This window comes from Psychrobacter fozii (genome assembly GCF_003217155.1).
Taxonomy (GTDB): Bacteria; Pseudomonadota; Gammaproteobacteria; order Pseudomonadales; family Moraxellaceae; genus Psychrobacter; species Psychrobacter fozii.
Genome location: NZ_QJSU01000004.1, coordinates 94,936 through 120,060, shown reverse-complemented (window position 1 = coordinate 120,060; position 25,125 = coordinate 94,936). Strand labels below are relative to the sequence as shown.

The window sequence follows — 25,125 nt, the reverse complement described above, 5'->3', positions numbered from 1 at the left end:
TATTTTATTTGGAATACTAATGATAAAAATTGGACAAGGTATCGATGTTCATGCTTTCCATAATAATGGTCAGCAGCAGCAATATGTCATATTAGCAGGCGTGCCCATTGAGCATACTCACAGTTTGCTTGCACATTCTGACGGTGATGTGGTGTTACATGCATTGGCTGACGCGCTGCTTGGTGCATTGGCGCTTGGCGATATCGGTCAGCACTTTCCTGATACCGATGCGGCACATGCAGGTTTAGATTCGCGAGTCTTGCTGCGCTATGTCTATGGCAAAGTACAAGAAGCAGGGTATCGGTTAGGCAATGCTGATATTACTGTGATGTGCGAACGTCCAAAGCTGGCGCCGCACAGTCAGGCAATGCGTGATAATATCGCCAGTGATTTGCAAACGGATATTAGCAATATCAGTGTGAAAGCTACCACGACTGAAAAGTTAGGGTTTACAGGTCGTCAAGAGGGCATCATGGCCAATGCCGTGGTATTATTAGTGCCTCATAGAGTTGATGTTTAACCGATATATAATCATACTTGTAATATCGTGTTGATTGCCCCATGTATCAGCCGTCTCTTTACTCAATTATTTTGTAATATTAATTACTGTTTTCAATGAACCGCTTTATCAATAGGAGCTTTTATGACTGAGCAAACCCCAAACACTGCTGCAAACGACGTTGAACAATTGATCCGTGATCAAATCCGTGACAATAAAGTTATTATTTATATGAAAGGCACACCGCAGTTTCCACAATGTGGCTTTTCTGCTAAATCGATTGAAGTTCTTACTCAGATCGGTCGCCCATTTGCTTTTGTAAACATTTTAGAAAACCCAGAAATTCGTGCGACTTTACCAAAAGTGGCGAACTGGCCAACGTTCCCACAATTATGGATTGACGGTGAGTTGATGGGTGGATCAGACATCATCTTGCAGATGTATCAATCAGGTGAGCTAAAGCCATTGGTTGAAGCAAACAGCCCAGCTGCTTAATGCTAAAAACACTTATCTAAGCTTTTTTATTATAGCCATTCCACTATAAAAGTATGACAGCGTTAACCTCGCTTGAAGTATCATATATACATCTACACTTGGTTGCCTTGTACTACTTTTAAATTGAATCGACTATATCAAGCTGGTAAGTTTTAACAATAAAAGCTCGAGTCAGTCCTTAATTGGTCGCTCGGGCTTTTATTGTTTTTGTCAGTCTTGACCCCATATATGGCTCAACAGCAAATATTATAAAAACATAAATAGTGAGAGAATATTATGAGTAATCAACCAACAGAACAACAATTGGCCGAACGGGTATCTGCTGAGCAAGCAGCAATAGAGAAACGCCGCGAGCATTTAAAAAATGAATCCACGCGCATTATCGAGATTGCCAGTAGTGAGTCAAACTCAGCACTGAAGTGTATCCATCAGCTTAGTGTGGCAGGCGGCGCGACAGAAGCGACGTATATTGCTATTGAACAGCGCATTGTTGCCGATCAAGATACGGCAGGTGCTTATCATTTGGCATTACTGGCACAAAACACACCAGATCTACCAATTGACGCGCGCCAACTGATTGAGTTGGTGGCTAATAAAGGTGATAACCAACAGCGCTTGGCATTGCTTAAAAACTTACTGTTACCGCCTGTTGAACTGATTAAAGAGCAGATTTTAGCCAGTGATGACGGCGATGCGATTGGTCAGATGAATGCGTATCTGCAGATCAATCCAGAAGGCTATGGTAGCCATCATATGCTGTCTAGTGGTCAATTCGATCAGATCGTACCGCTGAGCCCGGGCAATTAGTTATTAAGTTCGATGATGCTTAACACTTAATGTGAATAGTTTTTGCTATGACGTTTTTTAAGCATCAAAAAATTGTTATAATGATGGGTTATCTAACCAATTACCAACGACTTATCTGAGTCGTTAACTTTTTTAAATTCGACTGACGTTTATTTGCTGATTGCTATACTGTTCTATAATCACATTGTTTGATAATAGAATAGGGCAATCGGTAGCGTTATGAGTCAAGTGAGGCATATATGCAATACCCAAAACATTACGACGTGATAGTAATCGGTGGCGGTCATGCTGGCACAGAAGCTGCTCTGGCGGCCGCACGTATGGGCGCGCAGACCTTGCTGTTGACGCATAACATTGAGACACTCGGGCAGATGAGCTGTAACCCTGCGATTGGTGGTATCGGTAAATCACATCTGGTGCGTGAGATTGATGCATTAGGTGGTGCGATGGCGCTAGCAACGGACAAAGCTGGTATCCAGTTCCGTGTATTGAACAGCCGTAAAGGGGCTGCCGTTCGTGCCACACGTGCGCAAGCGGATCGTATTCTTTATAAAGCCTCTATCCGTCATACGCTAGAAAACCAGCCAAACCTTGATTTATTTCAGCAAGCCGCTGATGATATCTTGGTCGAGAATGGCCGCGCAACGGCAGTGGTTACCTCTACTGGTATTATATTTAAGACTGAAACAGTGGTACTGACTTCAGGGACTTTCTTGGGTGGTGTGATTCATATCGGTTTAGAGAATTCCAAAGGTGGGCGTGCAGGGGATCAGCCGTCTATCAAGTTGGCCGATCGTTTGCGTGAGCTTAAGCTGCCAGTCGGTCGTCTAAAGACAGGTACACCAGCGCGTATTGATGCGCGTAGCGTCGACTTTAGTGTGATGACCGTACAGCCGGGTGACACACCGTTGCCAGTCATGAGCTATATGGGTGACGTCTCTATGCATCCAGAGCAGGTCAATTGCTATATCACGCATACCAATGCGCGTACCCATGACATCATCCGTGAGAATTTAGATCGTTCGCCGATGTTCTCTGGCAAAATCGAAGGCGTGGGTCCACGTTATTGCCCATCTATCGAAGACAAGATTCATCGCTTTGCGGATAAAGATAGCCATCAGATATTTATCGAGCCAGAAGGTCTGACGACGCATGAGCTATATCCAAACGGTATCTCAACCAGTTTGCCATTTGATGTGCAGTTAGACTTTATTCATAGTATGAAAGGGTTAGAAAACGCGCATATTACCCGTCCAGGTTATGCGATTGAGTATGATTACTTTGATCCGCAAAACCTAAAACCAACGCTAGAAACCAAGTCTATCGATCGTCTGTACTTTGCTGGTCAGATCAATGGTACGACGGGCTATGAAGAAGCGGGCGTACAGGGTTTGTTGGCAGGTACAAACGCGGCACTCGTGACCACTAATAATAGTGAATTTGACGTGTGGACACCGCGCCGTGATGAAGCGTATCTTGGCGTGTTGGTTGACGATTTGATTACCCATGGTACGACTGAGCCTTATCGTATGTTTACGAGCCGCGCAGAATATCGCTTGCTGTTGCGTGAAGACAATGCGGATCAACGCTTGACTGAAACGGGTCGCAAGCTTGGCTTGGTTGATGATGTGCGCTGGCAGGCTTATCAAGAAAAAATGGAAGCGATTACGACAGAGACTTCACGCCTAAAAGACATGTGGGCAACCCCTGCAAATGCGCTAGGCAAAAAAGTGACAGAGCAAACAGGAGAGGTGCTTAGCAAAGAAGCGACAGCCTTTGATTTGCTCAAACGTCCGCAGATTCACTTTGCTGACATCGCCGCTATTACTGATTCGCAGGTCGATACGCAAGTAGGCGAGCAGATAGAGATTTCTGTCAAATATGCAGGCTATATCGATCGCCAGCAAGAAGACATCGATCAGATGAAACGTCTAGAGAATACCGCATTACCGATGGACTTTGATTATAGTGTGGTGTCAGGTCTATCAAACGAGATTGTGCAAAAACTCACGCAAGTCCGTCCTTCGACTTTAGCCCAAGCCGGACGAGTGAGTGGGGTTACACCTGCCGCCATTCAGCTGCTAGCCATGACAGTCAAAAAACAGAAAAAAGCGAAGGCTGCGCTAGATTCATAATAGTCGTATTAATTTTTGATGACAGCCTAACAAAGCCTTTCATAACAAAGTACTTACAATAAGCAAAAGCCCGTACCGAGACATCGTTACGGGCTTTTGTTTGTTAGAATTATAGTTGGTTTTGAAAGAAAGGAGCATGTGACCTTGTCTTACTTGCTACTTTGTCTCTATACTAGGTCAGAAACTTTCTCATTACTTGTTAATTTATCTCGCTGATGTCCATATTATGATGGGCTTGTCATCGAACTGAGCCTATTTATGATTGATGCTATTGTATTTGCTATTACTATCGTCTTACCCAACCTTGCCTTAATGTGGTTGGGTTTTTTTATGCAAAGACGTGGCGAAGCGAGTAAGACGTTTATCGATCAAGCCTCTAGTTTTGTCTTTAATTACTGCTTGCCTTGCCTGCTATTTTTCAGTGTGGTCGACAGTGATGTCGATTATGCCAAGCAAATCACACTGATTATCGCCGGTATCTTAGTGACGTTCCTCTTGTTTGTCGGAGCGGAAATCTACGCCAAGTATTTTGTGAGCAAACCTGCTGACCAAGGCGTATTTGTGCAAGGTGTGTTCCGTAGTAATATGGCGATTATAGGGTTGGCTACGGTTGCCAACGCCTATGGAGAGCGAGGTTTAAGTATCGGGGCCGTCTACATGGGAGTCGTCACGATATTATTTAACATCTTAGCCGTGATTACCCTCAGCCGTGTGTCTAAAAGTGTGGATGATACATGGTCCAGTCGCAGCATTATGATTGTCAAAAAACTACTGACCAATCCACTAATTCTAGCATTGGTCAGTGCTTTTGTTTATAAAGCGCTGCCATTGCCGCCTATCACTGGCGTCATTCATACTACCGGTGACTTATTGGCAGCAGTAGCCTTGCCATTAGCACTTATTTGCGCAGGTGCGAGCATCGACATGAAGTCCATGTTGCATCCGTCAGGGCTGTCTATGCAGGCCAGTATAGGACGTATCGTCATTGCGCCAATTGTTGCTATCGCCATTGGCTTGGCATTTGGTCTATCTAGCGTACACATGGGTGTGCTGTTTTTGATGGTGGCGTCCCCAACCGCCGCAGCCAGTTACGTGATGGCAAAAGCGATGGGCGGTAATGACATACTCGCGGCCAATATTCTAGCGTTTACCACCGTCGTCGGTATGTTTGGCATGGCAATTGGCGCGGCAACTTTACGCGGATTGGGTATGATGTAAGCTCTGTTTTGGGGCTATAAGATGACACACGAGTTAAATAATAAATTCATAAGTAGGAGCATTAAAAGTGCAATTGTTAAATAAAGCAGTCGTGACGGAACACCTTAATATGCAGGCAGCCATTGATGCGATTGAGACATTGTTACATCAGCAAGCAGCACATCCTAATTGGATTAAATCTCCTGAGCGTTTGGTGATAAGTACCTTTACTGATTCTGATAGTCATCGTTCAGGCTCACATTTATCTATGCCAGCCACGATGTATGATGGTGAGAACGAATACACGGTCGTAAAGCTAGTGACTATCTGTCCTGATAATCCCAGTCGCGACATGCCAACGACTACAGCTATTGTTACCGTATCGAATAACGATACTGGCGCTATATTAGCAGTTATGGACGGCATCTATATTACGCAGGTACGTACCGCCGCATTGTCAGGTATCGCGACTAAGTATATGGCAAAAGCCGATTGCCAGAGTGTCGCAGTGGTTGGTTGTGGCGGCATGGCTTATGAGCAATTGCATGCAGTGCTAACGGTATGTCCAGAGATTAAAACGGTGTATTTATGGAATAGGAATCATGAAGGTGCACAGCAATTTAAAACGCGTTTTGCCCGTGATTATGCCCAATGGAATGTAGATATTCAGGTCTGCGAAGCGTTAGACGATGCCGTCCATGATGCAGATGTTATTAATGTAGCAACCCGAGCCACAGAAGGTTTATTTAGCATTGCTCAAATAAAATCTGACGTACATATCAATGCAGTCGGGGCCTATCAGCCTTCGATGAAAGAGATAAGTAATGATGTTATCGCTAATAGTAAGATGGTCATCGTGGATGATTTGGCTGGCAGCCATCACGAAGCGGGTGACTTAATTCAGGCGCATGACAGCGATGACTGTACGTGGGTATGGGATGACCTGAGCGGTGACTTGCAAGCGCTAGTCACAGCAGCACCAAAACAAGAAAGTGCTAAGAGCGATAAAGGTATTACGCTATTTAAATCGGTTGGTGCGGCCAGTTTCGATGCGGCAGTTGCATTATATGTGGCAAAACAAGCCCAACAACAGAGTCTAGGTTCTTCAGTAGATTGGTAAAACTGCTTATCATTTAAAATGATAAATGATGATTCGCGAAATTAAATAAGCCCCCTTTTCAAATAAGAGAAGGAGGCTTTTTTTATGAATTCAAATTTTTTTATTGCGTTTGTCTTCTCTACGCTGCTTGCGTTTTGGGCTAGTGCGGTACGTCAAATAACCGCCAACGACCATCACGGCGAGAAACGCGACAATGTACAAAAATATCGATGAACCAATCAAAGTAGAAGTTTCCATAGCACTTGTCTTATTAGGGTTTATCAATAATTATGCAATTGTCCTATATCATTGTAAAGTAAACAAGTTTAGCTCAGATGTAAGTTCAAGTGAACGCAAACGAGCTGCCTGATCATAGATGTTGGCAGTCACAATCAGCTCATCTGGCTCATATTGTGCGAGAAATGCAGCAAGTTTTGGTTTGACGGTTTCGACAGAGCCGATGAACGATACTGACAATGCATTATCTACCATCATTTTTTCTGCTTGACTCCAGATGCTATCCATATCGTGAGTAGGCTTTGGCATTTGACCTGTTTCACCACGGCGCAAGCGTACAAAGCTTTGCTGCGCTGAAGTAAAGTGATACTGTGCAGTCGCATCATCATCTGCCAGTAACAAGTTCGCGGCTAACATGACATAAGGCTTGTCTAAATAAGCGGATGGCTTGAACTGCTCACGATAAGCGGTAATTGCTTGCTCAAGCATTTGCGGGGCAAAGTGAGAGGCAAATACATAAGGCAGTCCAAAATGTGCAGCCAGCGTCGCTCCAAAGAGAGACGACCCTAATATCCAAATAGGAATGTTTGATTTTGCTCCAGGGAACGCTTGCACAGCACTGCCATCTGTATCATTACCTAAGAAGTACATCAATTCTTGTACGTCTTGCGGGAAACGCTCCGCATCTTTCATTTGTCGGCGTAATGCCTGAAAAGTAGCACCATCAGTACCGGGTGCACGGCCTAGACCCAAATCTACGCGATCGCCATACAATGCTTGCAAAGTGCCGAATTGCTCAGCGATGACGAGTGGCGCATGGTTGGGTAGCATGACACCGCCTGCACCGATACGTATACGCTTGGTTTGACTGCCAATATGAGCCAATAGTACTGAAGTTGCCGCACTAGCAATACCGGGCATGTTGTGATGCTCGGCCATCCAGTAACGGTTCAGACCGAATTTTTCTGCTTGCTGTGCAGTGTCAACGGTCTGGGCAATACCTTCAGCGATGGTTTTGCCTTGAGGTACGGGGGCGAGGTCTAAAAAAGATAAGGGAATGGTTTTACTCATAAATCACCTGTTTGGTCAGTTTAAAAGCATTCATTGTTTTTCTGACAGTCTTATAGGCTGCTTATAAAAAACGTTGGGTGCTTGACCCTTAACATGATGGGGCAGTTCTACTGAATATAAAGGTCAGAGATGGAGACGATAACAAATCTTAATAATGTGATATGAATACAAGAGGAGAAGATTGAGAGTCAGTTCTTAACAGAAATGGCAGTATGAAAAGCAAACCGCACCCTTATCTAGTGACAAGGGTGCGGTCGAATTTTGTATGAATAGAAATGTTAGCCAATTTGTCTTTTGAATCAACAACGCTTCTTAGCTAAGGTAGCTTTTAACTAAACTGCTTTTGACACAATTCCATAAAGGCGCGACCGTATTGACGAATTTCTGCATCATCACGTACTGCCATCCAACTGGTAAAGCGACCAAAATGATCGACTGGTATCGCGGTCAAGTTCTGATAATGACTTGGCTCAAACGCCATCTCTGCGATAATACCAATGCCTAAACCCAGACCAACGTAAGTACTAATAACATCGGCATCAAGTGCTGCTAGCACGATATCTGGCTCTAGTCCTGCTTCTTCAAACGTTTTGTCAATCGCACCACGTCCAGTAAAGCCGCCGTGATAGGTCACGATCGGATAGCTAGCCAGAGTCGGTAAATCAATAGACTCTTGATTGGCAAGTTCATGGTCGCTTGGTACGATGACCCGATGCGTCCAATCATAATAGCGATAACAGCGTAGATAGTTATTGTGTAGCAAAGACTCGGTTGCGATACCAATGTCGGCTTGCCCGCGAATAACCATCTGGGCGATGGTCTCTGGATCTGCCTGTTGTAAGATTAGATTGACCTTTGGAAAGCGCTCTTTAAACTCTTTTACCACTTGCGGCAATACATAACGTGCCTGCGTGTGAGTAGTGGCAATGGTCAATGTGCCGATATTTGGGTTATTAAAATCAAGACTAAGATTTTCAATGGTACGAATTTCAGCGAAGATAGACTCAATGTGAGGCATGAGCGCTGTGCCCATCGTCGTCAGACCTGTCAGGCGTTTGCCTTGACGCACAAAAACCTCAGTCTTTAGCTGATTTTCAAGCGCCGCAATATGCTTTGACAGACTTGATTGGCTGGTATGTAGCACGGTCGCTGCTTGACTTAAGTTATAGCCATTAATCACTGTATGCCATACTGTTTCCAGCTGCTTGAGCTGAATCTGTAAATGTCGCTGATTGACCACTACATCGATTGCCATAACTTAGTCCTGTTATATAAATATACAAACCCTGTCCGTATACATAAAATAAAAATGTATCAATATATAGTAAGAGAACAGTGTAAAACAAAGTGGTTATTCTTGTATATACTAAATAGATATCTATTTATATATTTTTGGAATATAAGTATAAAGAATATGTATTGGAAGTTGTTTTTGAATCTCTAAAGGTATTCATAGCATCTTTTGTCAGCGGGTTGTTGATCCTTGAAATGAGGACATACCCTAAGATAATATGATACAAACATAAAAAACAGCCACCTTTCGATGACTGTCTTAGCTTACAACTTCAATAATGATACGATTTGCGGCTGCCTCTAGCTGAAACGATCTGCATTCATGACTTTGTTCCAAGCATTAACGAAGTCTTTAACGAATTTCTCTAAGTTGTCATCTTGTGCGTAGAGCTCAGCATAAGCGCGTAGGATAGAGTTAGATCCAAATACGAGGTCGACACGGCTGGCTTGCCATTTCACGTTACCAGTAGCGCGCTCACGTAATTCGTATAGTGTCGTGGCTTCATTATTATCCGTTTTGATAGGATTCCAAGTGTAGCTCATGTCAGTCAAATTCACGAAGAAGTCATTGCTAAGCGTACCTGCACGCTCAGTGAAGACGCCTTGTTGGCTTTGAGCATAGTTGGTATCAAGGACACGCATACCACCGACCAACACCACCATTTCAGGAGCAGTTAGACCCATTAGCTGAGTACGATCTAATAGCATCTCTTCAGGAGAGACCACATAGCTACCTTTAATCCAGTTACGGTAACCGTCATGTATAGGCTCAAGATCAGAGAAGCTTTCGATTTCTGTCATCTCGTCGCTAGCATCACCGCGACCCGCATTGAATGGTACTTCAATCTCAACACCTGCATTAGCTGCGGCTTTTTCAATGGCGGTATTACCAGCCAATACGATTAGATCCGCTATGCTTACTTCTTTATCAAAGTTCGTTTGAATAGTCGTAAGCGCTACAAGTACGCGTGCTAATTGCTCAGGCTCATTACCTAACCAGTCTTTTTGCGGGGCTAAACGGATACGAGCACCATTGGCACCGCCGCGATAGTCTGAAGCACGGAAGGTACGAGCGCTATCCCATGCGGTAATAATAAGCTCGCGATGATCAATGTCACTGTCTAATATCTGTGCTTTTAGGCGATCGATATCATCAGTACTCAGATCAGCATTACCTTCTGGAATTGGATCCTGCCACGTGAAGTCTTCTGATGGTACATCTGCACCTAAGTAGCGAGATTTTGGTCCCAAATCGCGATGGGTTAGTTTAAACCAAGCTCTTGCAAATACTTCGTCGAAGTACTCTGGGTTATTGTGGAAATTCTCTGAAATTTCACGATAAATAGGATCTTTAATCATCGCCATATCAGCGTCAGTCATGATTGGGTTACGGCGTACACTTGGGTCATGCGCATCTAAAGGACGATCTTCTTCTTTAATATCGACTGGCTCCCATTGCCACGCACCTGCTGGGCTTTTCGTTAATGCCCACTCATGATTGAGCAATAGGTCAAAATACTCATAGTTCCATTCGGTTGGATTCGTGGTCCATGCGCCCTCGATACCACTTGAAACTGTATCGCCAGCATTACCTGTGCCTTTAGGGTTGCGCCAGCCTAGGCCTTGCTCTTTGATCTCAGCGCCTTCTGGCTCATCTTCTAATAGACTGGCATCGCCATTACCGTGACACTTACCAACGGTGTGACCACCCGCTGTCAAAGCAACCGTCTCTTCGTCATTCATCGACATACGACCAAACGTAGTACGGATGTCTTGTGCCGTTTTGATTGGGTCAGGATTACCATCGACGCCTTCTGGATTGACGTAGATCAAGCCCATTTGCACAGCGGCTAAAGGATTCTCTAATGATTCACGTTCTTCATCATTGTCGTAACGGTTTTTGGTAGCGGCAAGCCACTCACGCTCAGAACCCCAATAGATATCTTTTTCTGGATGCCAGATATCAGCACGGCCACCAGCGAAACCTAAGGTCTTGAAGCCCATAGACTCATAAGCCATGTTGCCTGCCAAAATCATCAAATCAGCCCATGATAGTTTATTGCCGTATTTTTTCTTGACTGGCCACAGTAGACGACGTGCTTTGTCCAAGTTGACATTGTCTGGCCAGCTGTTTAGAGGGGCAAAGCGTTGATTACCAGTATTCGAACCACCACGGCCGTCAGCGCGGCGATAGGTGCCGGCAGAATGCCATGCCATACGAATCATTAACCCGCCATAATGACCCCAATCTGCTGGCCACCATTCTTGTGATTCTGTCATTAGATTTTTCAAATCAGTTTTGACTGCTTCTAAGTCTAGCTGTTTGAATGCTTTAGCGTAATCAAAATCTGCACCCATTGGGTCTGTTTTGTAATCTTGCTGATGTAAGATATCTAGATTAAGCGCGTTTGGCCACCAATCTGTCGCAGCAGATGAAGTGGTAGTATGTGCTTGATGCATAACTGGGCAGCCACCCATGCTAGGACGCTGAGGCTCGTACGAGTTATCAACGTTTTCGCTATGGATCGTTGGGCCTTGACCATCACCTTGATCATAGGTGGTATTGGTTGATGCAGTATTGCTGCCTTTATGATCTACAGGACAGCCGCTATTATCTGCTGTGTTTTTATTGTCAGTTGAAGTATTGGTTGAGTCAGACATGGTATTACTCCTGGGTTGTGATAATCGAAAAGAACAAACCGTTAATCTTGGTAACCGTTGTTTATGTAAAGAGCATAACCAAACTTAGTAGATTTATAAAACTAATATATAAGAATTACATGTTTTAAATTATCAATCATAAGAAGTTTGATGTTTTGTTTATTAAAATCGTTGTTAGTACCATCGCTCATTACTATTGGTTTAATAACAGCTGGTTGAACATACGGCAAACCTACCAAGCAGGCATCCATTCCATTTTTGTTTATATATTGCCTATCTATTACATGTTGCCCATTGATAATGCCATTATTAGAACCCTTTAAAAAGGGGTGCTAGTAAGAAAAAAGAAAGCCAAACTAACCCTAGTGAAATATTACTACCATTTGCGTTACTACTTAGAAAGATAGTCTACTGTACAAAGGCCACGGGCCATAAGTTAATGCAAAAACATCTAGTCAAAATAAAGGTTCTCAAGTACCATAACTGAATTTTGTTGTAATCGTAATATTAGTGCAACGTAGAGCAATTTTTATCGATCCTTTCGTTTGTAACTTATTCTAAAGATTGATAAAAATTGTGCACGGTTGTGTTCTTTGTCTGAATTGTTGGTGAGTTATTATGTCTGCTGTCAAATCTGTGCCACCCAATCAACCGGCTGTCAAAAAATCATGGGGAGAGGCTGCAAAAGCTTATTTAGACCCCCGTGTCATTATCATGTTGTTTTTGGGCTTTTCAGCGGGTATTCCCATACTGCTTATTTTCTCAAGCTTGTCCTTATGGCTAAGAGAAGCTGGCATTGATCGTAGCGTCGTGACTATGTTTAGTTGGGCCGCACTTGGCTATTCGTTTAAGTTTATATGGGCACCATTAATCGATGCGCTCCCTGTGCCATTTCTGACCAAGTGGTTGGGCCGACGCCGTAGTTGGATGGTGGTATCGCAGCTACTTATCATATTGGCTATCTTTTTGATGGCAAATGTAAACCCTGTTAGTGAAGACGTTTTAGTCTATATGGCAGGGGCTGCGGTGCTGTTGGGCTTCTCTTCTGCCACACAAGATATCGTGATTGATGCTTACCGTATTGAGTTGGCACCGCCATCGATGCAGTCGATTCTATCTTCTATTTATGTGTCAGGTTATCGCATCGGTATGATTGTCGCTGGGGCAGGCGCTTTATATTTGGCTGACTTTTTTGGCTCGAATGAGACTTTTTATAGTTATGAGGCATGGCGTAATACTTACTACATTATGGCAGGGGTCATGACGTTAGGGGTATTAACCACGTTTGCCAGCTATGAGCCAACGGCTGAGACGTTGCAACACAAAAAGCAAAAGAGCAATCTTAAAGTATTTCTGATTTATTCTGGTTTGCTACTAATACCGGGATTGATTTTTAGTTTGATATATCTAATCAATATTTTGGTCAATAAAGTATTTAGCAGTACCATAGCGATGATACCGTTAATGGCCATGCCAGCGATTAAATTTTACTTTTTGGCATTGGTCGCTTGTGCGCCTTTATTACTGTTGTACTTCATTATCAACCAACCTAAAATTATCAATAAAGCCCCATTAGTTGCTGAAACTCGCGAAGATTACGTAAGATTGGTATTGCTATTTGTATTCTCTGTCGTTGCGTTTGTCATGGCTTATGTCTTGATTGGACCATTATTTCCAGAGTTCGAAGGCGCGTTTTCTAGCTTCTTTGTAGAAACATTGCATCTGCTGATAAGCTTGGGTGTGGCGATGGCTGCAGGTTATGCGCTTGTACAAGTAGGGTTGGTCAAAAAAGAAGTGGCGATGGCCACTTGGGTTGAGCCTATTTTAGATTTCTTTAGACGCTATGGTAAAAAGGCATTTTTATTACTGGCACTCATTGGCCTGTATCGTATTTCAGACATTGTGGCAGGCGTGATCTCCAACGTCTTTTATCAAGACATGGGCTTTAGTAAAACAGATATCGCCAATGCAGTGAAACTCGTCGGTGTGATTATGGCGATTGCGGGTGGGTTTTTAGGTGGGCTATTAGCACAGCGTTTTCGTATGATGCATGCCATGATGATTGGCGCAATTCTTGCGTGTGCTACTAACTTGCTATTTGTGATACTAACTTACAACCCAGGCAGTTTGCCGTTTATGTATGTTGCAGTCATATTTGATAACTTAGCAGCAGGACTGGCCAGTGCAGTGTTTATTGCTTTTTTATCAGCGTTGACCTCCATTCGTTTTACGGCAGTACAATACGCTATTTTCTCATCACTCATGACGTTGATCCCTAAAGTAATGGGCGGATATTCAGGCGCTATCGTCGATAATATGGGCTATCCATTTTTCTTCATTTTTACCTTTGCGATAGGTATTCCGATTCTGGCGCTGATTTACTTTGTTGATAAGCATATCGTCATTGGTGACAACGATGACATTTATGGCGATGATGACAACAGTGATGGAAACAGTAGTAATGGTATGGGGGATAAATTAACTAAGTCTAATCCAAGTCTGTCCGATACCAAAGAGCCACCACGTGCTACAGAGTAGTGGGTGGCGCTAGTTTTTGCCTTATTCACCATGCGTATATACTATTTTTAAGAGCTACCTATGACAGTATCCATTCATCAGATGAAGCAGCACATTCAGCAATTGATGAATGATGCTATAAACAGCAAGCTACCGTCATTCTGGCTGACGGATTGGCTGTTGCATGTCGTTGGTAAACCTGCGATAGCGTTGATGACAGATGAAGGTTATCAGCTAACAGATAGCGAATTTGAGCAATTCAATGCAGGTGTTGCCAAGATGCAGGCGGGAATACCGCTTGCGTATTTGACGGGTCAGCAGGAGTTTTGGTCGCTGACGTTTACTGTTAATGAGCATACGTTGATTCCTAGACCCGACACGGAAGTGTTGATTGAACAAGTATTGGGCTGGATAGCTACGCAATCAAATCGTGCAGGTGATAATCAACCGAATCGTTTGCTTGACTTGGGTACCGGTTCAGGCTGTATTGCGATTAGTCTGGCACATGAGCTGCAGCAAGGTAATATTGGCAGTACATCAGATGGCTGGCAAGTGGTGGCGGTTGATTTGTCATTAGACGCACTAAAAGTCGCACAGTATAATGCGGCAGCCAATCATGTTGCTGATATTGATTTTATACAGAGTAGCTGGTACGACAGTCTGTCCACTGATAACGGTCAGTTGTTTGATGTGATTGTCTCTAATCCTCCTTATATCGATGAAGAAGATGAGCACTTGGCTCGTTTAGTCGCTGAACCTATTAGCGCATTAAGTGCCCCCAATCATGGACTGGCTGATATCGAACATATCGCCCAGAGGGCATCACGATACTTGCGTGTAGGCGGCTTATTAGCGATTGAACATGGTTTTGACCAAGGATTGGCTGTTCGACAGCTGTTTCTGGATAATGGCTTTGAGTCTGTTCATACGGTAAAAGACTACGGTGATAATGATCGTGTGACACTAGGGCAAATTTAATAGATAGATTCAGTAAACAGATATTGTACTGAACCGCTTACTGAGTTGTTTAGTGTTGGTTTTTTTGTTTGAGAATAGATTTTAGACAGTAGTGGATAAGGGCTAAATATGGCAGATTCATTAGAGACAGCGCAGTTATCGGATGATGAGCTGCTGCGTTATGCACGGCAGGTATTACTCGATGGCTGGGATATCGATGCTCAAATACGCTTGAAGTCGTCTCGTGTGGTCATGATAGGTGCGGGCGGTCTAGGTTGTCCTGCTTCTGAGACGCTAGTGCGGGCGGGACTTGGGCACATCCACCTAATCGATGACGATGAGATTGAGGCCAGTAATTTACAGCGTCAGACATTGTTTTTACCTGAAGATATCGGTAAGCCTAAAGCGATAGCAGCGGCGCAGATGTTAGAGAAGATCAATCCTTTAATTACTGTTCGCGGCACGGTGGCACGTTTGAATGAAGACAATGCTTATGAGTTACTTGATATGGCGACCGGTAAGCCTGATTTACTCTTAGACTGTACTGATAATTTTGCCACACGTGATGTGATCAATCGTATTAGTGTGCGTTATCAGATTCCATTGTTGTCTGCTTCGGCAATTGCGATGCAAGGGCAGTTAGCTCTGTATGAGCCACAGTTAAACACGGGTTGCTATCATTGCGTGTTTGGTTCGGTGGTGAGTGATACAGAATCTGATGAGCGTACTTGTGCCAACTCAGGTGTGCTTGCTAGTACGACTGCGATTATGGGAAATTTGCAAGCCAATGCCGCCCTGCAATACCTTGGATTAACCAAAAATCCACTGACAAATAAGCTGCTCATATGGGATGGTAGCCAAATGCAACAACGGCTAATGGGCTATCGCCAAGATGCAGAGTGTCCTATCTGTAGCAATCATTAATCAGTAGATATGAGTTAGTGGCTACTTGGCTCATCTGCATATATTACCGTCTATTTTCCCACATCCTTTTTATGACCATAGTTGTTTCTTATGAAAATTCACCGTCCACATTTATTAAAACATACGTTCAATGTTGTCAATCGTGTTCGCCAAACAGCGAGTGTCGCTGGTCTGTCAGCGCTCAGAGTCGCGAGAGGGGAAAAGCCCGACGCGATGCTATTAAAAGAAACATTTGAGCAATTAGGTACGACTTATATCAAGATTGGTCAGTTCATCGCTAGCACACCGTCTTTATTTCCACGCGAATACGTAAAAGCTTTTCAAAGCTGCTTAGATCAAACCACGCCATTGTCTTATGCTTATATCGAGCAGGTTTTGACAGAGGAATTGGCGGTTGACGGCATGACACTGGATGACAAGTTTGCCTATATCGACTCAGAGCCATTGGCTTCAGCGTCTATTGCCCAAGTGCATGCTGCACGCTTGCACAATGGCGATGAAGTGGTGTTAAAGGTGCAAAAGCCTAACGTTGAGACCATCATGCAGACGGATTTGGGCGTATTGCATGGCGTGACCAAATTACTTGAAATCCTTATGCCATCGATGAAGTTTGCCAGTATTGCGCCAATTATCGATGAGATTCGTCTGCGTATGCTAGCAGAAACAGATTTTATCGCTGAAGCGCAGAATATCCGTGACTTTCAGCAGTTCTTAGCCGTATCAGGCAATACTCGTGTGGTGGCTCCGACCGTATATGAAGCGTTGACCACTAAGCGTGTACTGACCATGAGTCGCTTGTATGGTGTCTCTATGGTCGATGAGTCGCTCATGCGTCAGTACTGTGCTGATCCTGCACAAGTTATGGCAGATACATTGAACACATGGTTTGCTAGTTTGATGCTGTGCAATAGTTTTCATGCGGATTTGCATGCGGGCAATTTGATGTTATTGACTGATGGCCGCATTGGATTTTTAGACTTTGGTATCGTAGGTAAGCTAAAAGCGGAAAGCTGGCGTGCGTGTATGGGCATGATGCAGGCCATGCAAGACAGTGACTATCAAGCAATGGCGCGTCATATGATTGATATGGAGATGACGCATGGTGGCAATCAGGTCGATGTGGTGGCACTGGGTGATGATCTACAGCGTATGATGAAGACCATCATGGCAGAGGACAGAGCCTTTACGAGCGGCGTACCTTTTAATAGTAAAGAACAAGCCGATGAGCTGAATCAAATGATGCTTGAGATTGTGGAAGTAGGTAAGCGTCATGGTATTCATTTCCCACGTGACTTTGCCTTATTGACCAAGCAGATGCTATATTTTGATCGGTTCATGCGTACGCTAGCTCCAGATATGGATATGTTTAGCGATCAGCGTGTGCAAATGTTAGGGCAAGCATAAAAGTAAGTGGTATTAGACGCGATTAAACGGATGTAACCTCATCAGCTATATTGAATATGTTGTCGCTTTTAATGCGAGGTTGTATAGAGTGTCGTTGACAGGCATTGCTCAATTCTATACAACCGCTGTGCTCTCAATACGTCCGATATTATTTGCATACCCTGATACAGAGAGCTTTGTTTTCATTGCCGACAAAGGATTGTGTTTATTGCCGAAAAGCAGCTCTATTATGATGATGTCCTTTAAAAGCTGTCTTTTCCTATGCTGCCTGTGCTTACTCATGAATTGAGCAGTAGTTGTTTACACCACGCTACGACTAAACACCTCTCGTAACTCAAAACTGGTATGTACTTGGGCAACGCCTTCGATACGATTCAATCTATGCAATAAAAACTCCTCGTAATGCGCCATGTCACGTACTCTGACTTTGATGAGATAGTCTTCAGAACGTCCTGTGACAATACTGCAGCTAATGACTTCATCAAAGCTCTGTATTTTAGATTCAAACTGTTCAAAGCGCTCGGCAGTATGACGATCCATACTGATAGCAATGAACACGGCCAGCGGGTAGCCAAGCTTTTGCGCATCCGTTTTGGTGTAATAGCCAGTGATAACGCCAGCATCTTCTAAGCGTTTGATACGGCGAGCACAAGGCGTGGCTGAAAGGTTCACGTGTTCAGCAAGCTCTGTGATGCTCATACGTGCCTGAGTCTGCAATAAGCGTAATAATTGTCTATCGGTCTCATCTATATCAGCCAAAGAGGTGCTATCAAAAGGGCTACTTGGCATAATTTATGACCTTATTAGTGAATTCATCTAATTATACTTATCAATGTAAACTTTTCCACTAAAAAAACCTAAAATTATATAAAACAAAGCCGATTTCTATCTTGCAAACTTTGATATTATAATGACATAAACATTGGTTATCTCGTATGAGAAAGATTGACCTAGTCATCAACCATTTAGCTACAACATAAATTCCCATACTTTCTAAGGATTGATTATGTCTGACCAAGCCACACGCACTGTAGCCGCTACGACTGCAAAGGTTACACCCAAAAATGCCGCGTTTGATTATAAAAAATATCGTCCATTTGCATTTGCACCATCGTTGCCAGATCGTACTTGGCCGAGCAAAACAATTGAGAAATCACCGATATGGGCAAGTGTGGATCTGCGTGATGGTAACCAAGCACTGATTGATCCGATGACTATCGAACAAAAAATGCGCTTTTTTGAAACCCTAGTCGATGTGGGTTTTAAAGAGATTGAAATTGGTTTTCCATCAGCTGCGCAAGTTGAGTTCGATTTCGCTCGTAAACTTATTGAAGAAAACCATGTGCCTGACGATGTGACTTTGCAAGTTTTGGTACAAGCTCGTGAGCATTTAATTGCTCGTACTTTTGAATCATTAAAAGGTGTAAAGCGTGCTGTTGTCCACGTGTATAACTCAACGTGCCGCATTCAACGTGAAAAAGTCTATGGCAAAGACAAAGCTGAAATTAAAGAGATTGCTATCACAGGCGCCAAGCTATTGCAGCAATATGCCGCGAAATATCCTGAGACAGAATGGGTTTTTCAGTATTCACCAGAAAGCTTTAGCCAAACAGAGACTGAATATGCAGTAGAAGTCTGTGATGCAGTCTGTGACGTATGGCAACCACAACATGGCCAAGAAGTAATCTTTAACTTACCAGCGACGGTTGAAGCGTCTATGCCTAACGTCTTCGCTGATCAAGTTGAGTATTTCTGCCGTCATCTTGCCCAGCGTGAGCACGTGATTGTCAGCTTGCATACGCATAATGACCGTGGCTGTGCGGTTGCTGCTGCTGAATTGGGTGTATTGGCTGGCGCGGATCGCATCGAAGGGACGTTATTGGGTAATGGCGAGCGTACTGGTAACATGGATATCATGGTCATGGCAATGAACTTGTTTAGCCAAGGTATCGATCCGGATCTTGATTTTAGTAATATGAGTGAAATCGTTCAGGTCGTTAGCGAATGTAATAATTTGCCTTTGCATCCGCGTCATCCTTATGTCGGTGAGCTAGTATTTACGGCTTTCAGTGGCTCGCATCAAGATGCCATCAAAAAATCTCTCGACTATAATGAAAAGCATCAAGACGAAACAGACAACGTGTGGGATGTGGCTTACTTGCCGATTGATCCGGCACATATTGGCCGTAGCTATCAAGACGTGGTACGTATCAACAGTCAGTCGGGCAAGGGCGGGGTCGCTTATATCTTGCAGCGTAATTATGGCTTTAACTTACCGCGTTGGATGCAAATTGACTTTAGTGGTGTGGTACAAAAGCAAGCTGAAAGTGCAGCACGTGAATTGCAAAATGACGAGATTTTACAGACCTTTGAAAACACCTATCTACAGCAAGGTGAGTTTGAGCTATTAGATTATAGTGTCAATAATAAAGCGGGTGAAGTGTGCTTTGACGGTCAAGTACAAATGAATGGCGAAACCATCAATATTGATGGTACGGGTAACGGTCCATTGTCATCATTCATCGATGGTCTTGCTCAGCATACAGGCAAGTCGATACATGTTATCAATTATGCTGAACATGCGATCAATCCGCAGCACAATAGCGGTGATGGCATCGACGATGACACCAATCGTGATAACAAAACCAATGCCAACGCAGCAGCTTACATTCAGCTAAATGTCGATGGTGAGGTGTACTCAGGTATTGGTACTTGTAGTAGCACCGTGTCAGCCATGCTAAAAGGCGCACTATCAGCCTTTGCACAAGCACTTGGTACTGTGACTACTGCTTAATACTAAAAGACATTAAGTTTAAGATAACAAATAACATCATCGCTTCTTGCTTATTTATAGCAAGTAAAGGGGTGGTGTTATTTTTTTGCATAAGAAAAAGAAAAGCCATTTTAGAGCGTGCTACTGCAACACAGTCTATATTTGAGCTGCTTAGCGTGCTAAGACCAATAGCATAATATTACTTGTGTTTTTGGTGTCTAAGACTTACGCTAATGTATATAGTAACTATTATAATATTAATATAAACATAAGGTTAATCATGGAACCTCTATCCTTTGCTTCAGTGACATTGGCATCTATTCTGGCTTCAGTGCCAGCGAATGGTGAAATTATCACTAAGCCGACCATTACTACCCATATTAGTCCAGCTATTGCAGGACAATGGGAGATCGACTTAGATAGTCCAATTACGATGACAAAAGAAGCCAAAGCGGAGCAAGATACGCTGAAATCTCCCCAACAGGCAGAAAGTACTGAACCTAAAGTAATGGCTAGTACAGAGGGCGGTATTTTCTCGCAAAGTGAAAATCGTGTTTTTGATATCAAGCCTAATATGAATACAACATTGAGCGCATCTGCGAAAAAGCCAAATCAGTGCCGCGAGTTGTATAATTTTGGGGCTGACAATGAGATGTGGGCAGTGAGTGGTAAAGAGCGGACTTACAGTCGTTATCTGGTCACGCACCGAGAGGAAGGGCTACCAGTCATTGCGATTAGAACGGTCTCTGACAATAATGAAATAGACTGCTCTGGTAATCAAGTTGACCAGACTGGTGAAGCCTTGATTGCTTTTTTGAATCACGATGGTAATCAGATGCAGTGGTGTGCAGATCCTGAAGGAAAGGAATGTTTTATGAATTTTCATAAAGTGTTGCCATAGAGGTCAGGTGTTTATCATCTATCACCGCTCATCGATTTCTACATATGGCTATATGCATCACCATATAGCTATCTAGCATGAATCACTTCGCCTAACTCTATTACTTATACAAATAAAAAAACCGCTATCTATTTAGATAGCGGTTTTTTAGGTTCTGAACCAGTTGAATAACTTATGACTTGGCTTTTTCTTTATTCGCAGTCAAAAGCTCTCTTTCAAGATAATGAATATTTTGCGCTTCATGAACAAAGTTATCATCTGCCAAAATCACATCACGATGTAGCGGTATATTGGTTTTGATACCTTCAATCACTAATTCATCGAGTGCATGCAACGTTTTAGATATCGCTTGCTGACGTGTTTGACCATGACAGATAAGCTTACCGATCAATGAATCATAATAAGTCGGTATCTCATACCCAGGATATAGATGCGAGTCAAAACGCACACCTGAGCCACTTGGCGCAAACAATTGACTAACGGTGCCAGGGCAAGGCACAAAGGTCGCAGCATCTTCAGCATTGATACGACATTCAATCGCATGGCCTTGGATTTCAATTTCGCTTTGACGATAAGACAAGCCGTAACCAGCTGCAATCTTAAGCTGCTCAACGACCACATCAATACCAGTAATCATTTCGGTTACAGGATGTTCAACCTGTACACGAGTATTCATTTCAATAAAGAAGAACTCGTTATTTTCAAATAAAAACTCAAAAGTTCCCGCTCCGCGATATTTTACGAGCTCGCACGCTTTGACACAGGCTCTTAAAATAGGCTCGCGTACGTCATCAGGGATATCCGGTGCAGGGGCTTCTTCTAGCACTTTTTGATGACGACGTTGTAATGAGCAATCACGGTCATATAGATGGATAGCGTTACCGTTACCGTCACCAAGTACCTGTACTTCTACGTGGCGCGGGTTTTGTAGGTAGCGTTCCATGTAGACCGTATCATCGCCAAACCACAGCTCAGCTTCTTGTTTGGCGGCTTGTACTTGTCCGATCACTTCTTCAAAGCGCTCAACGACACGCATACCGCGACCACCGCCGCCAGAAGCTGCTTTGATCAATAGGGGAAAGCCGATATTGCGCGCTTGTTCTTCGGCATTATGTAGCGTCACAGCACCAACAGAACCGGGTACGGTAGGCACACCTGCTTTTTTCATGGCATTAATAGCAGAAACTTTATTGCCCATTAAGCGAATATGATCAGCATTAGGACCAACAAAAGTCAAACCTGCTTCTTCAACTTGTTCAGCGAATTCAGCATTCTCTGATAAAAAACCATAGCCAGGATGAATGGCATCGGCACCAGTGATTTCAGCAGCAGTTAGAATAGTATTGATATCAAGATAGCTTTGATTGGCATTGGGTTTGCCAATACAGATTGCCTCATCAACAAAACGCAAGTGCATCAAGTTGGCATCAGCCGTGGAATAGACACCGACGGTCTCTATGCCAAGCGCTTTACACGCTCGAACGATACGTAGGGCAATCTCACCTCTATTGGCGATGAGCAGTTTTTTTATCATGGGGTCATCCTTGTCGAAGCGGCAGTCATTGATAGAGTCGCTATTTTGGCATCGTGACGCTAAGTTATTATAGTTAATGCACCATAACTCAAACTCAGATGCCAAATGGTAACGAGGTCTCAATCATAATGAGATAAAGTGTGGCGAAAGTTATCGTTATGCTTTGTAGCGTACGATAGGTTGGCCAAACTGTACTACTTCAGAATTATCGACTAAGATTTCGTCAATGACGCCACTTTGAGTTGCCTCAAGCGGATTCATGATTTTCATGGCTTCAATGATACCGAGCGTGTCACCAGCCTGTACCTTTTGTCCAACCTTGATGAAAGGTGGGTCATTAGGGCTAGGCGCTGAATAGTAAACGCCAACCATTGGTGATGTCTCAACGCTACCAGCTTTTACCGCAGGTTTTGCTTCGGCAGCAATGGGAGCCGCGCTCGCAGTAGGAGCAGCCATCATCGTTGGTGCAGGGGCATCATAGTGACGAGTCAAACTAATGTGTTCGTCGTCTGAGCTGATTTCTAAATTAACCAGTTCACTTTCTTCCATGAGTGCGATCAGAGTGCGTATTTTTTCAATATCCATAGTTTTAATTTTGCCTTGTACTAAATTCGAGAAATAGTGTAACTAAATATTGTGCAGATAATTGCTAATGATACCTATATTCACGTCAATGAGCAATCGATGTACAGTTGTTAACTGAGATTTTTTACATATTATGACGTACGCATATGTTATGCGTAAGAAATGCTCAATGATTTATCATAGTCTATGTGACCATATAGCGCCAGTGATGGTTACCAGATACTATAGTCAAATCCATATAAATCCGCTACATCGTCATCCTCACTAACCATACTAATGTATAACTTGCACTCAGCTTCCTTGTATCGAAATTGTTTGAATCAACTATATGTTAGATAAACATGGTTTAGATAGTCTATTAAGCCCACTTTGCCGTTAAGCGTCTCTGTTGATAGCGTAGTCGCAGCGTCAGTAGAATAGACGATAAAAACAACCCTGTGATTAATGCCATCCAAAACCCTTGGGCGCCAACGTCAGTGAAACGCACCAAGTAAATGCCGAGCGGTAGAGCGACTAACCAATAGCAAAATAGCGTGACCCACATTGGTATGGTCGTGTCTTGCATGCCGCGTAATATCCCAGCAATGTTGACTTGCCAGCCATCAAATAACTGATAAGCCAATGCGAAGATGAGCAAGTGCATGGCTTGTGCTCTGACCACTGGGTTGTCAGTAAATGCTGCTGCCAGTTGTGGTCTAAACAGCCATATGCCAAGCATACAAGTCAATGCAATCAATACGGTCCAAATCAGCCCTGTGGCTTGTACTTGTCGTAATGCCAGTAGGTTTTTTTCGCCGAAGCGATTGGATATCATAATAGTCAGCGCCATGGCGACTGATATGGGTATCATAAACAGCTGAGAGGTTACCGCCAATGCTACTTGATGCGATGCTGTTGCTATCTCACCTAAGGGACTGATAACTAGGGCACCTAAGCTAAATAGGCTTGCTTCAAAAAATATCGAGATACCAATTGGAATACCCAATTTCAGCAGTTTTTTGATCTGTTCACGATTGGGACTGGCAAAACCATAAAAAAACCGTGTGCTGGCAAACTGCTGTCGTTTAGTGAAGCTGGTATAAGCCGCAAGTAGTAATACATTTATCCATAATACTAAGGCCGTCGCGACACCGCAGCCTGCGCCGCCCATCTCAGGCATACCGAATAAACCATGAATAAAAATATAGTTAAGCGGAATATCTGCCAATAGACCAATGATACTAATGACGGTGACAGGCTCAGGTCGCCCAAGCGCTTCGCAATAACTGCGTAGGACGGCATAGACAGCCAGTGCAGGGAAACCAAACGATACACCATGCAAATACTGTGTGGCGATTGGCTGGATGTTTTCAGGCACCCCCATGATTCCAAGTACGTTTGGGGCCAAATTAACTACAATAAAGCCAATAATACCAATGACACCAGCAGTCCATAAGGATTGCTGCGTGATATGAGGCACTTGGTCATGCTTGTTTTGACCAATTGCCTCACCAATGAGCGGTGTGGTAGCAATTAAAATACCAGTGGCTAATAAAAATAATGGCAGCCAAATACCAGAACCAACGGCAACAGCAGCCAAATCGAGCGCAGAGACTTGACCTGCCATAATAGCATCGACTACACCAAGTGCCGCTTGGCAAAACTGAGTAATCAGAATAGGTAGCGCGAGCACACCTAAGCGTAAGCTGTAGCTTTTAAAATCTCTAAAGGATAATGGGAAAACCATAGTGAGCAACTTTTTATTCTTTACGGTATTTATTAGGAACGAGCAAAACCTGCCATCAATAAACTAATAGCGAGACAGGGAGATAAAACGAAACAATGAGATAAGGATAGTGCCGACGATAATACTCCGATAAATAATATGAGCAAGCCTATAATGTTGCCTAAGTAGATACATAGAGTATGAAAAAAAGTGACGGCACTAAAATAAAAATAACCCGTCAATCCAAAGGGTAGATTGACAGGTCATAAATAAATAAGATGGTAAAGAAGCTAGGCTGTAATGTCAATGTTTCAGAGGCGAGCAATGATGG

General features: G+C 43.4%; 20 protein-coding genes. 12 read left to right on the top strand and 8 right to left on the bottom strand.

What is annotated here, in order from left to right; all coding sequences use genetic code 11:
* Positions 1–19: 19 nt before the first annotated feature.
* The 6 genes from ispF (at position 20) to DFP82_RS06590 (ending at position 6,253) form a co-directional block, all read left to right on the top strand.
* A complete protein-coding gene (gene ispF / locus DFP82_RS06615) occupies positions 20–520 on the top strand; it encodes a 2-C-methyl-D-erythritol 2,4-cyclodiphosphate synthase (protein ID WP_110922947.1) in 501 nt (166 codons plus the stop codon).
* A gap of 123 nt (positions 521–643) precedes the next feature.
* Positions 644–994 (top strand): Grx4 family monothiol glutaredoxin, encoded by a 351-nt coding sequence (grxD, locus tag DFP82_RS06610; RefSeq protein WP_110922946.1) that lies wholly within the window; start codon positions 644–646, stop codon positions 992–994.
* A gap of 276 nt (positions 995–1,270) precedes the next feature.
* Positions 1,271–1,801 carry a hypothetical protein gene (locus DFP82_RS06605; RefSeq protein ID WP_110922945.1) on the top strand — a complete coding sequence of 177 codons (531 nt, stop codon included), beginning with the start codon at positions 1,271–1,273 and terminating at the stop codon, positions 1,799–1,801.
* Positions 1,802–2,040: 239 nt separating this feature from the next.
* Positions 2,041–3,936: a tRNA uridine-5-carboxymethylaminomethyl(34) synthesis enzyme MnmG gene (gene mnmG / locus DFP82_RS06600; protein WP_110922944.1), complete on the top strand. Its 1,896-nt coding sequence runs from the start codon at positions 2,041–2,043 to the stop codon at positions 3,934–3,936.
* 258 nt (positions 3,937–4,194) lie between these two features.
* Entirely contained in the window at positions 4,195–5,154 is a 960-nt protein-coding gene (locus tag DFP82_RS06595) for an AEC family transporter (RefSeq protein WP_110922943.1), read from the top strand.
* Between the two features lie 67 nt (positions 5,155–5,221).
* The gene (locus tag DFP82_RS06590) at positions 5,222–6,253 is read left to right on the top strand and encodes an ornithine cyclodeaminase family protein (RefSeq protein ID WP_110922942.1); all 1,032 of its coding nucleotides are present in this window, start codon (positions 5,222–5,224) and stop codon (positions 6,251–6,253) included.
* Positions 6,254–6,343: 90 nt separating this feature from the next.
* Here DFP82_RS06590 and DFP82_RS14695 read toward each other — a convergent pair whose 3' ends face one another.
* The 4 genes from DFP82_RS14695 to katG form a co-directional block, all read right to left on the bottom strand.
* Positions 6,344–6,490, bottom strand: coding sequence for a hypothetical protein (locus DFP82_RS14695; RefSeq protein ID WP_181416262.1), 147 nt, complete (start codon positions 6,488–6,490; stop codon positions 6,344–6,346).
* Positions 6,491–6,538: 48 nt separating this feature from the next.
* Complete coding sequence (locus tag DFP82_RS06585) at positions 6,539–7,540, bottom strand: LLM class flavin-dependent oxidoreductase (protein ID WP_110922941.1); 1,002 nt, start codon at positions 7,538–7,540, stop codon at positions 6,539–6,541.
* Between the two features lie 328 nt (positions 7,541–7,868).
* Entirely contained in the window at positions 7,869–8,795 is a 927-nt protein-coding gene (locus DFP82_RS06580; RefSeq protein WP_110922940.1) for a LysR substrate-binding domain-containing protein, read from the bottom strand.
* A gap of 338 nt (positions 8,796–9,133) precedes the next feature.
* Complete coding sequence (katG, locus tag DFP82_RS06575; RefSeq protein WP_110923093.1) at positions 9,134–11,311, bottom strand: catalase/peroxidase HPI; 2,178 nt, start codon at positions 11,309–11,311, stop codon at positions 9,134–9,136.
* Positions 11,312–12,112: 801 nt separating this feature from the next.
* Here katG and DFP82_RS06570 point away from each other — a divergent pair.
* The 4 genes from DFP82_RS06570 to DFP82_RS06555 all read left to right on the top strand — a co-directional run bounded on the left by DFP82_RS06570 (position 12,113) and on the right by DFP82_RS06555 (position 17,296).
* Positions 12,113–14,032, top strand: coding sequence for an AmpG family muropeptide MFS transporter (locus DFP82_RS06570; protein ID WP_110922939.1), 1,920 nt, complete (start codon positions 12,113–12,115; stop codon positions 14,030–14,032).
* Between the two features lie 60 nt (positions 14,033–14,092).
* On the top strand, positions 14,093–14,989 hold the full coding sequence (prmC, locus tag DFP82_RS06565; RefSeq protein ID WP_110922938.1) for a peptide chain release factor N(5)-glutamine methyltransferase: 897 nt from the start codon (positions 14,093–14,095) through the stop codon (positions 14,987–14,989).
* A gap of 108 nt (positions 14,990–15,097) precedes the next feature.
* On the top strand, positions 15,098–15,892 hold the full coding sequence (locus DFP82_RS06560; RefSeq protein ID WP_110922937.1) for a HesA/MoeB/ThiF family protein: 795 nt from the start codon (positions 15,098–15,100) through the stop codon (positions 15,890–15,892).
* A gap of 90 nt (positions 15,893–15,982) precedes the next feature.
* Positions 15,983–17,296, top strand: coding sequence for an ABC1 kinase family protein (locus tag DFP82_RS06555; protein WP_110922936.1), 1,314 nt, complete (start codon positions 15,983–15,985; stop codon positions 17,294–17,296).
* A gap of 300 nt (positions 17,297–17,596) precedes the next feature.
* Here DFP82_RS06555 and DFP82_RS06550 read toward each other — a convergent pair whose 3' ends face one another.
* On the bottom strand, positions 17,597–18,085 hold the full coding sequence (locus DFP82_RS06550) for an Lrp/AsnC family transcriptional regulator (RefSeq protein WP_110922935.1): 489 nt from the start codon (positions 18,083–18,085) through the stop codon (positions 17,597–17,599).
* Positions 18,086–18,302: 217 nt separating this feature from the next.
* Here DFP82_RS06550 and leuA point away from each other — a divergent pair, with 217 nt between their 5' ends.
* Positions 18,303–20,090 (top strand): 2-isopropylmalate synthase, encoded by a 1,788-nt coding sequence (leuA, locus tag DFP82_RS06545; RefSeq protein ID WP_110922934.1) that lies wholly within the window; start codon positions 18,303–18,305, stop codon positions 20,088–20,090.
* A 259-nt stretch (positions 20,091–20,349) separates the two neighbouring features.
* Complete coding sequence (locus tag DFP82_RS06540; RefSeq protein WP_110922933.1) at positions 20,350–20,970, top strand: hypothetical protein; 621 nt, start codon at positions 20,350–20,352, stop codon at positions 20,968–20,970.
* 172 nt (positions 20,971–21,142) lie between these two features.
* Here DFP82_RS06540 and accC read toward each other — a convergent pair whose 3' ends face one another.
* The 3 genes from accC to DFP82_RS06525 form a co-directional block, all read right to left on the bottom strand.
* Entirely contained in the window at positions 21,143–22,504 is a 1,362-nt protein-coding gene (gene accC, locus DFP82_RS06535) for an acetyl-CoA carboxylase biotin carboxylase subunit (protein ID WP_110922932.1), read from the bottom strand.
* Between the two features lie 156 nt (positions 22,505–22,660).
* On the bottom strand, positions 22,661–23,089 hold the full coding sequence (gene accB / locus DFP82_RS06530) for an acetyl-CoA carboxylase biotin carboxyl carrier protein (RefSeq protein WP_110922931.1): 429 nt from the start codon (positions 23,087–23,089) through the stop codon (positions 22,661–22,663).
* A gap of 358 nt (positions 23,090–23,447) precedes the next feature.
* Positions 23,448–24,815 (bottom strand): MATE family efflux transporter, encoded by a 1,368-nt coding sequence (locus tag DFP82_RS06525; protein ID WP_110922930.1) that lies wholly within the window; start codon positions 24,813–24,815, stop codon positions 23,448–23,450.
* Positions 24,816–25,125 lie beyond the last annotated feature (310 nt).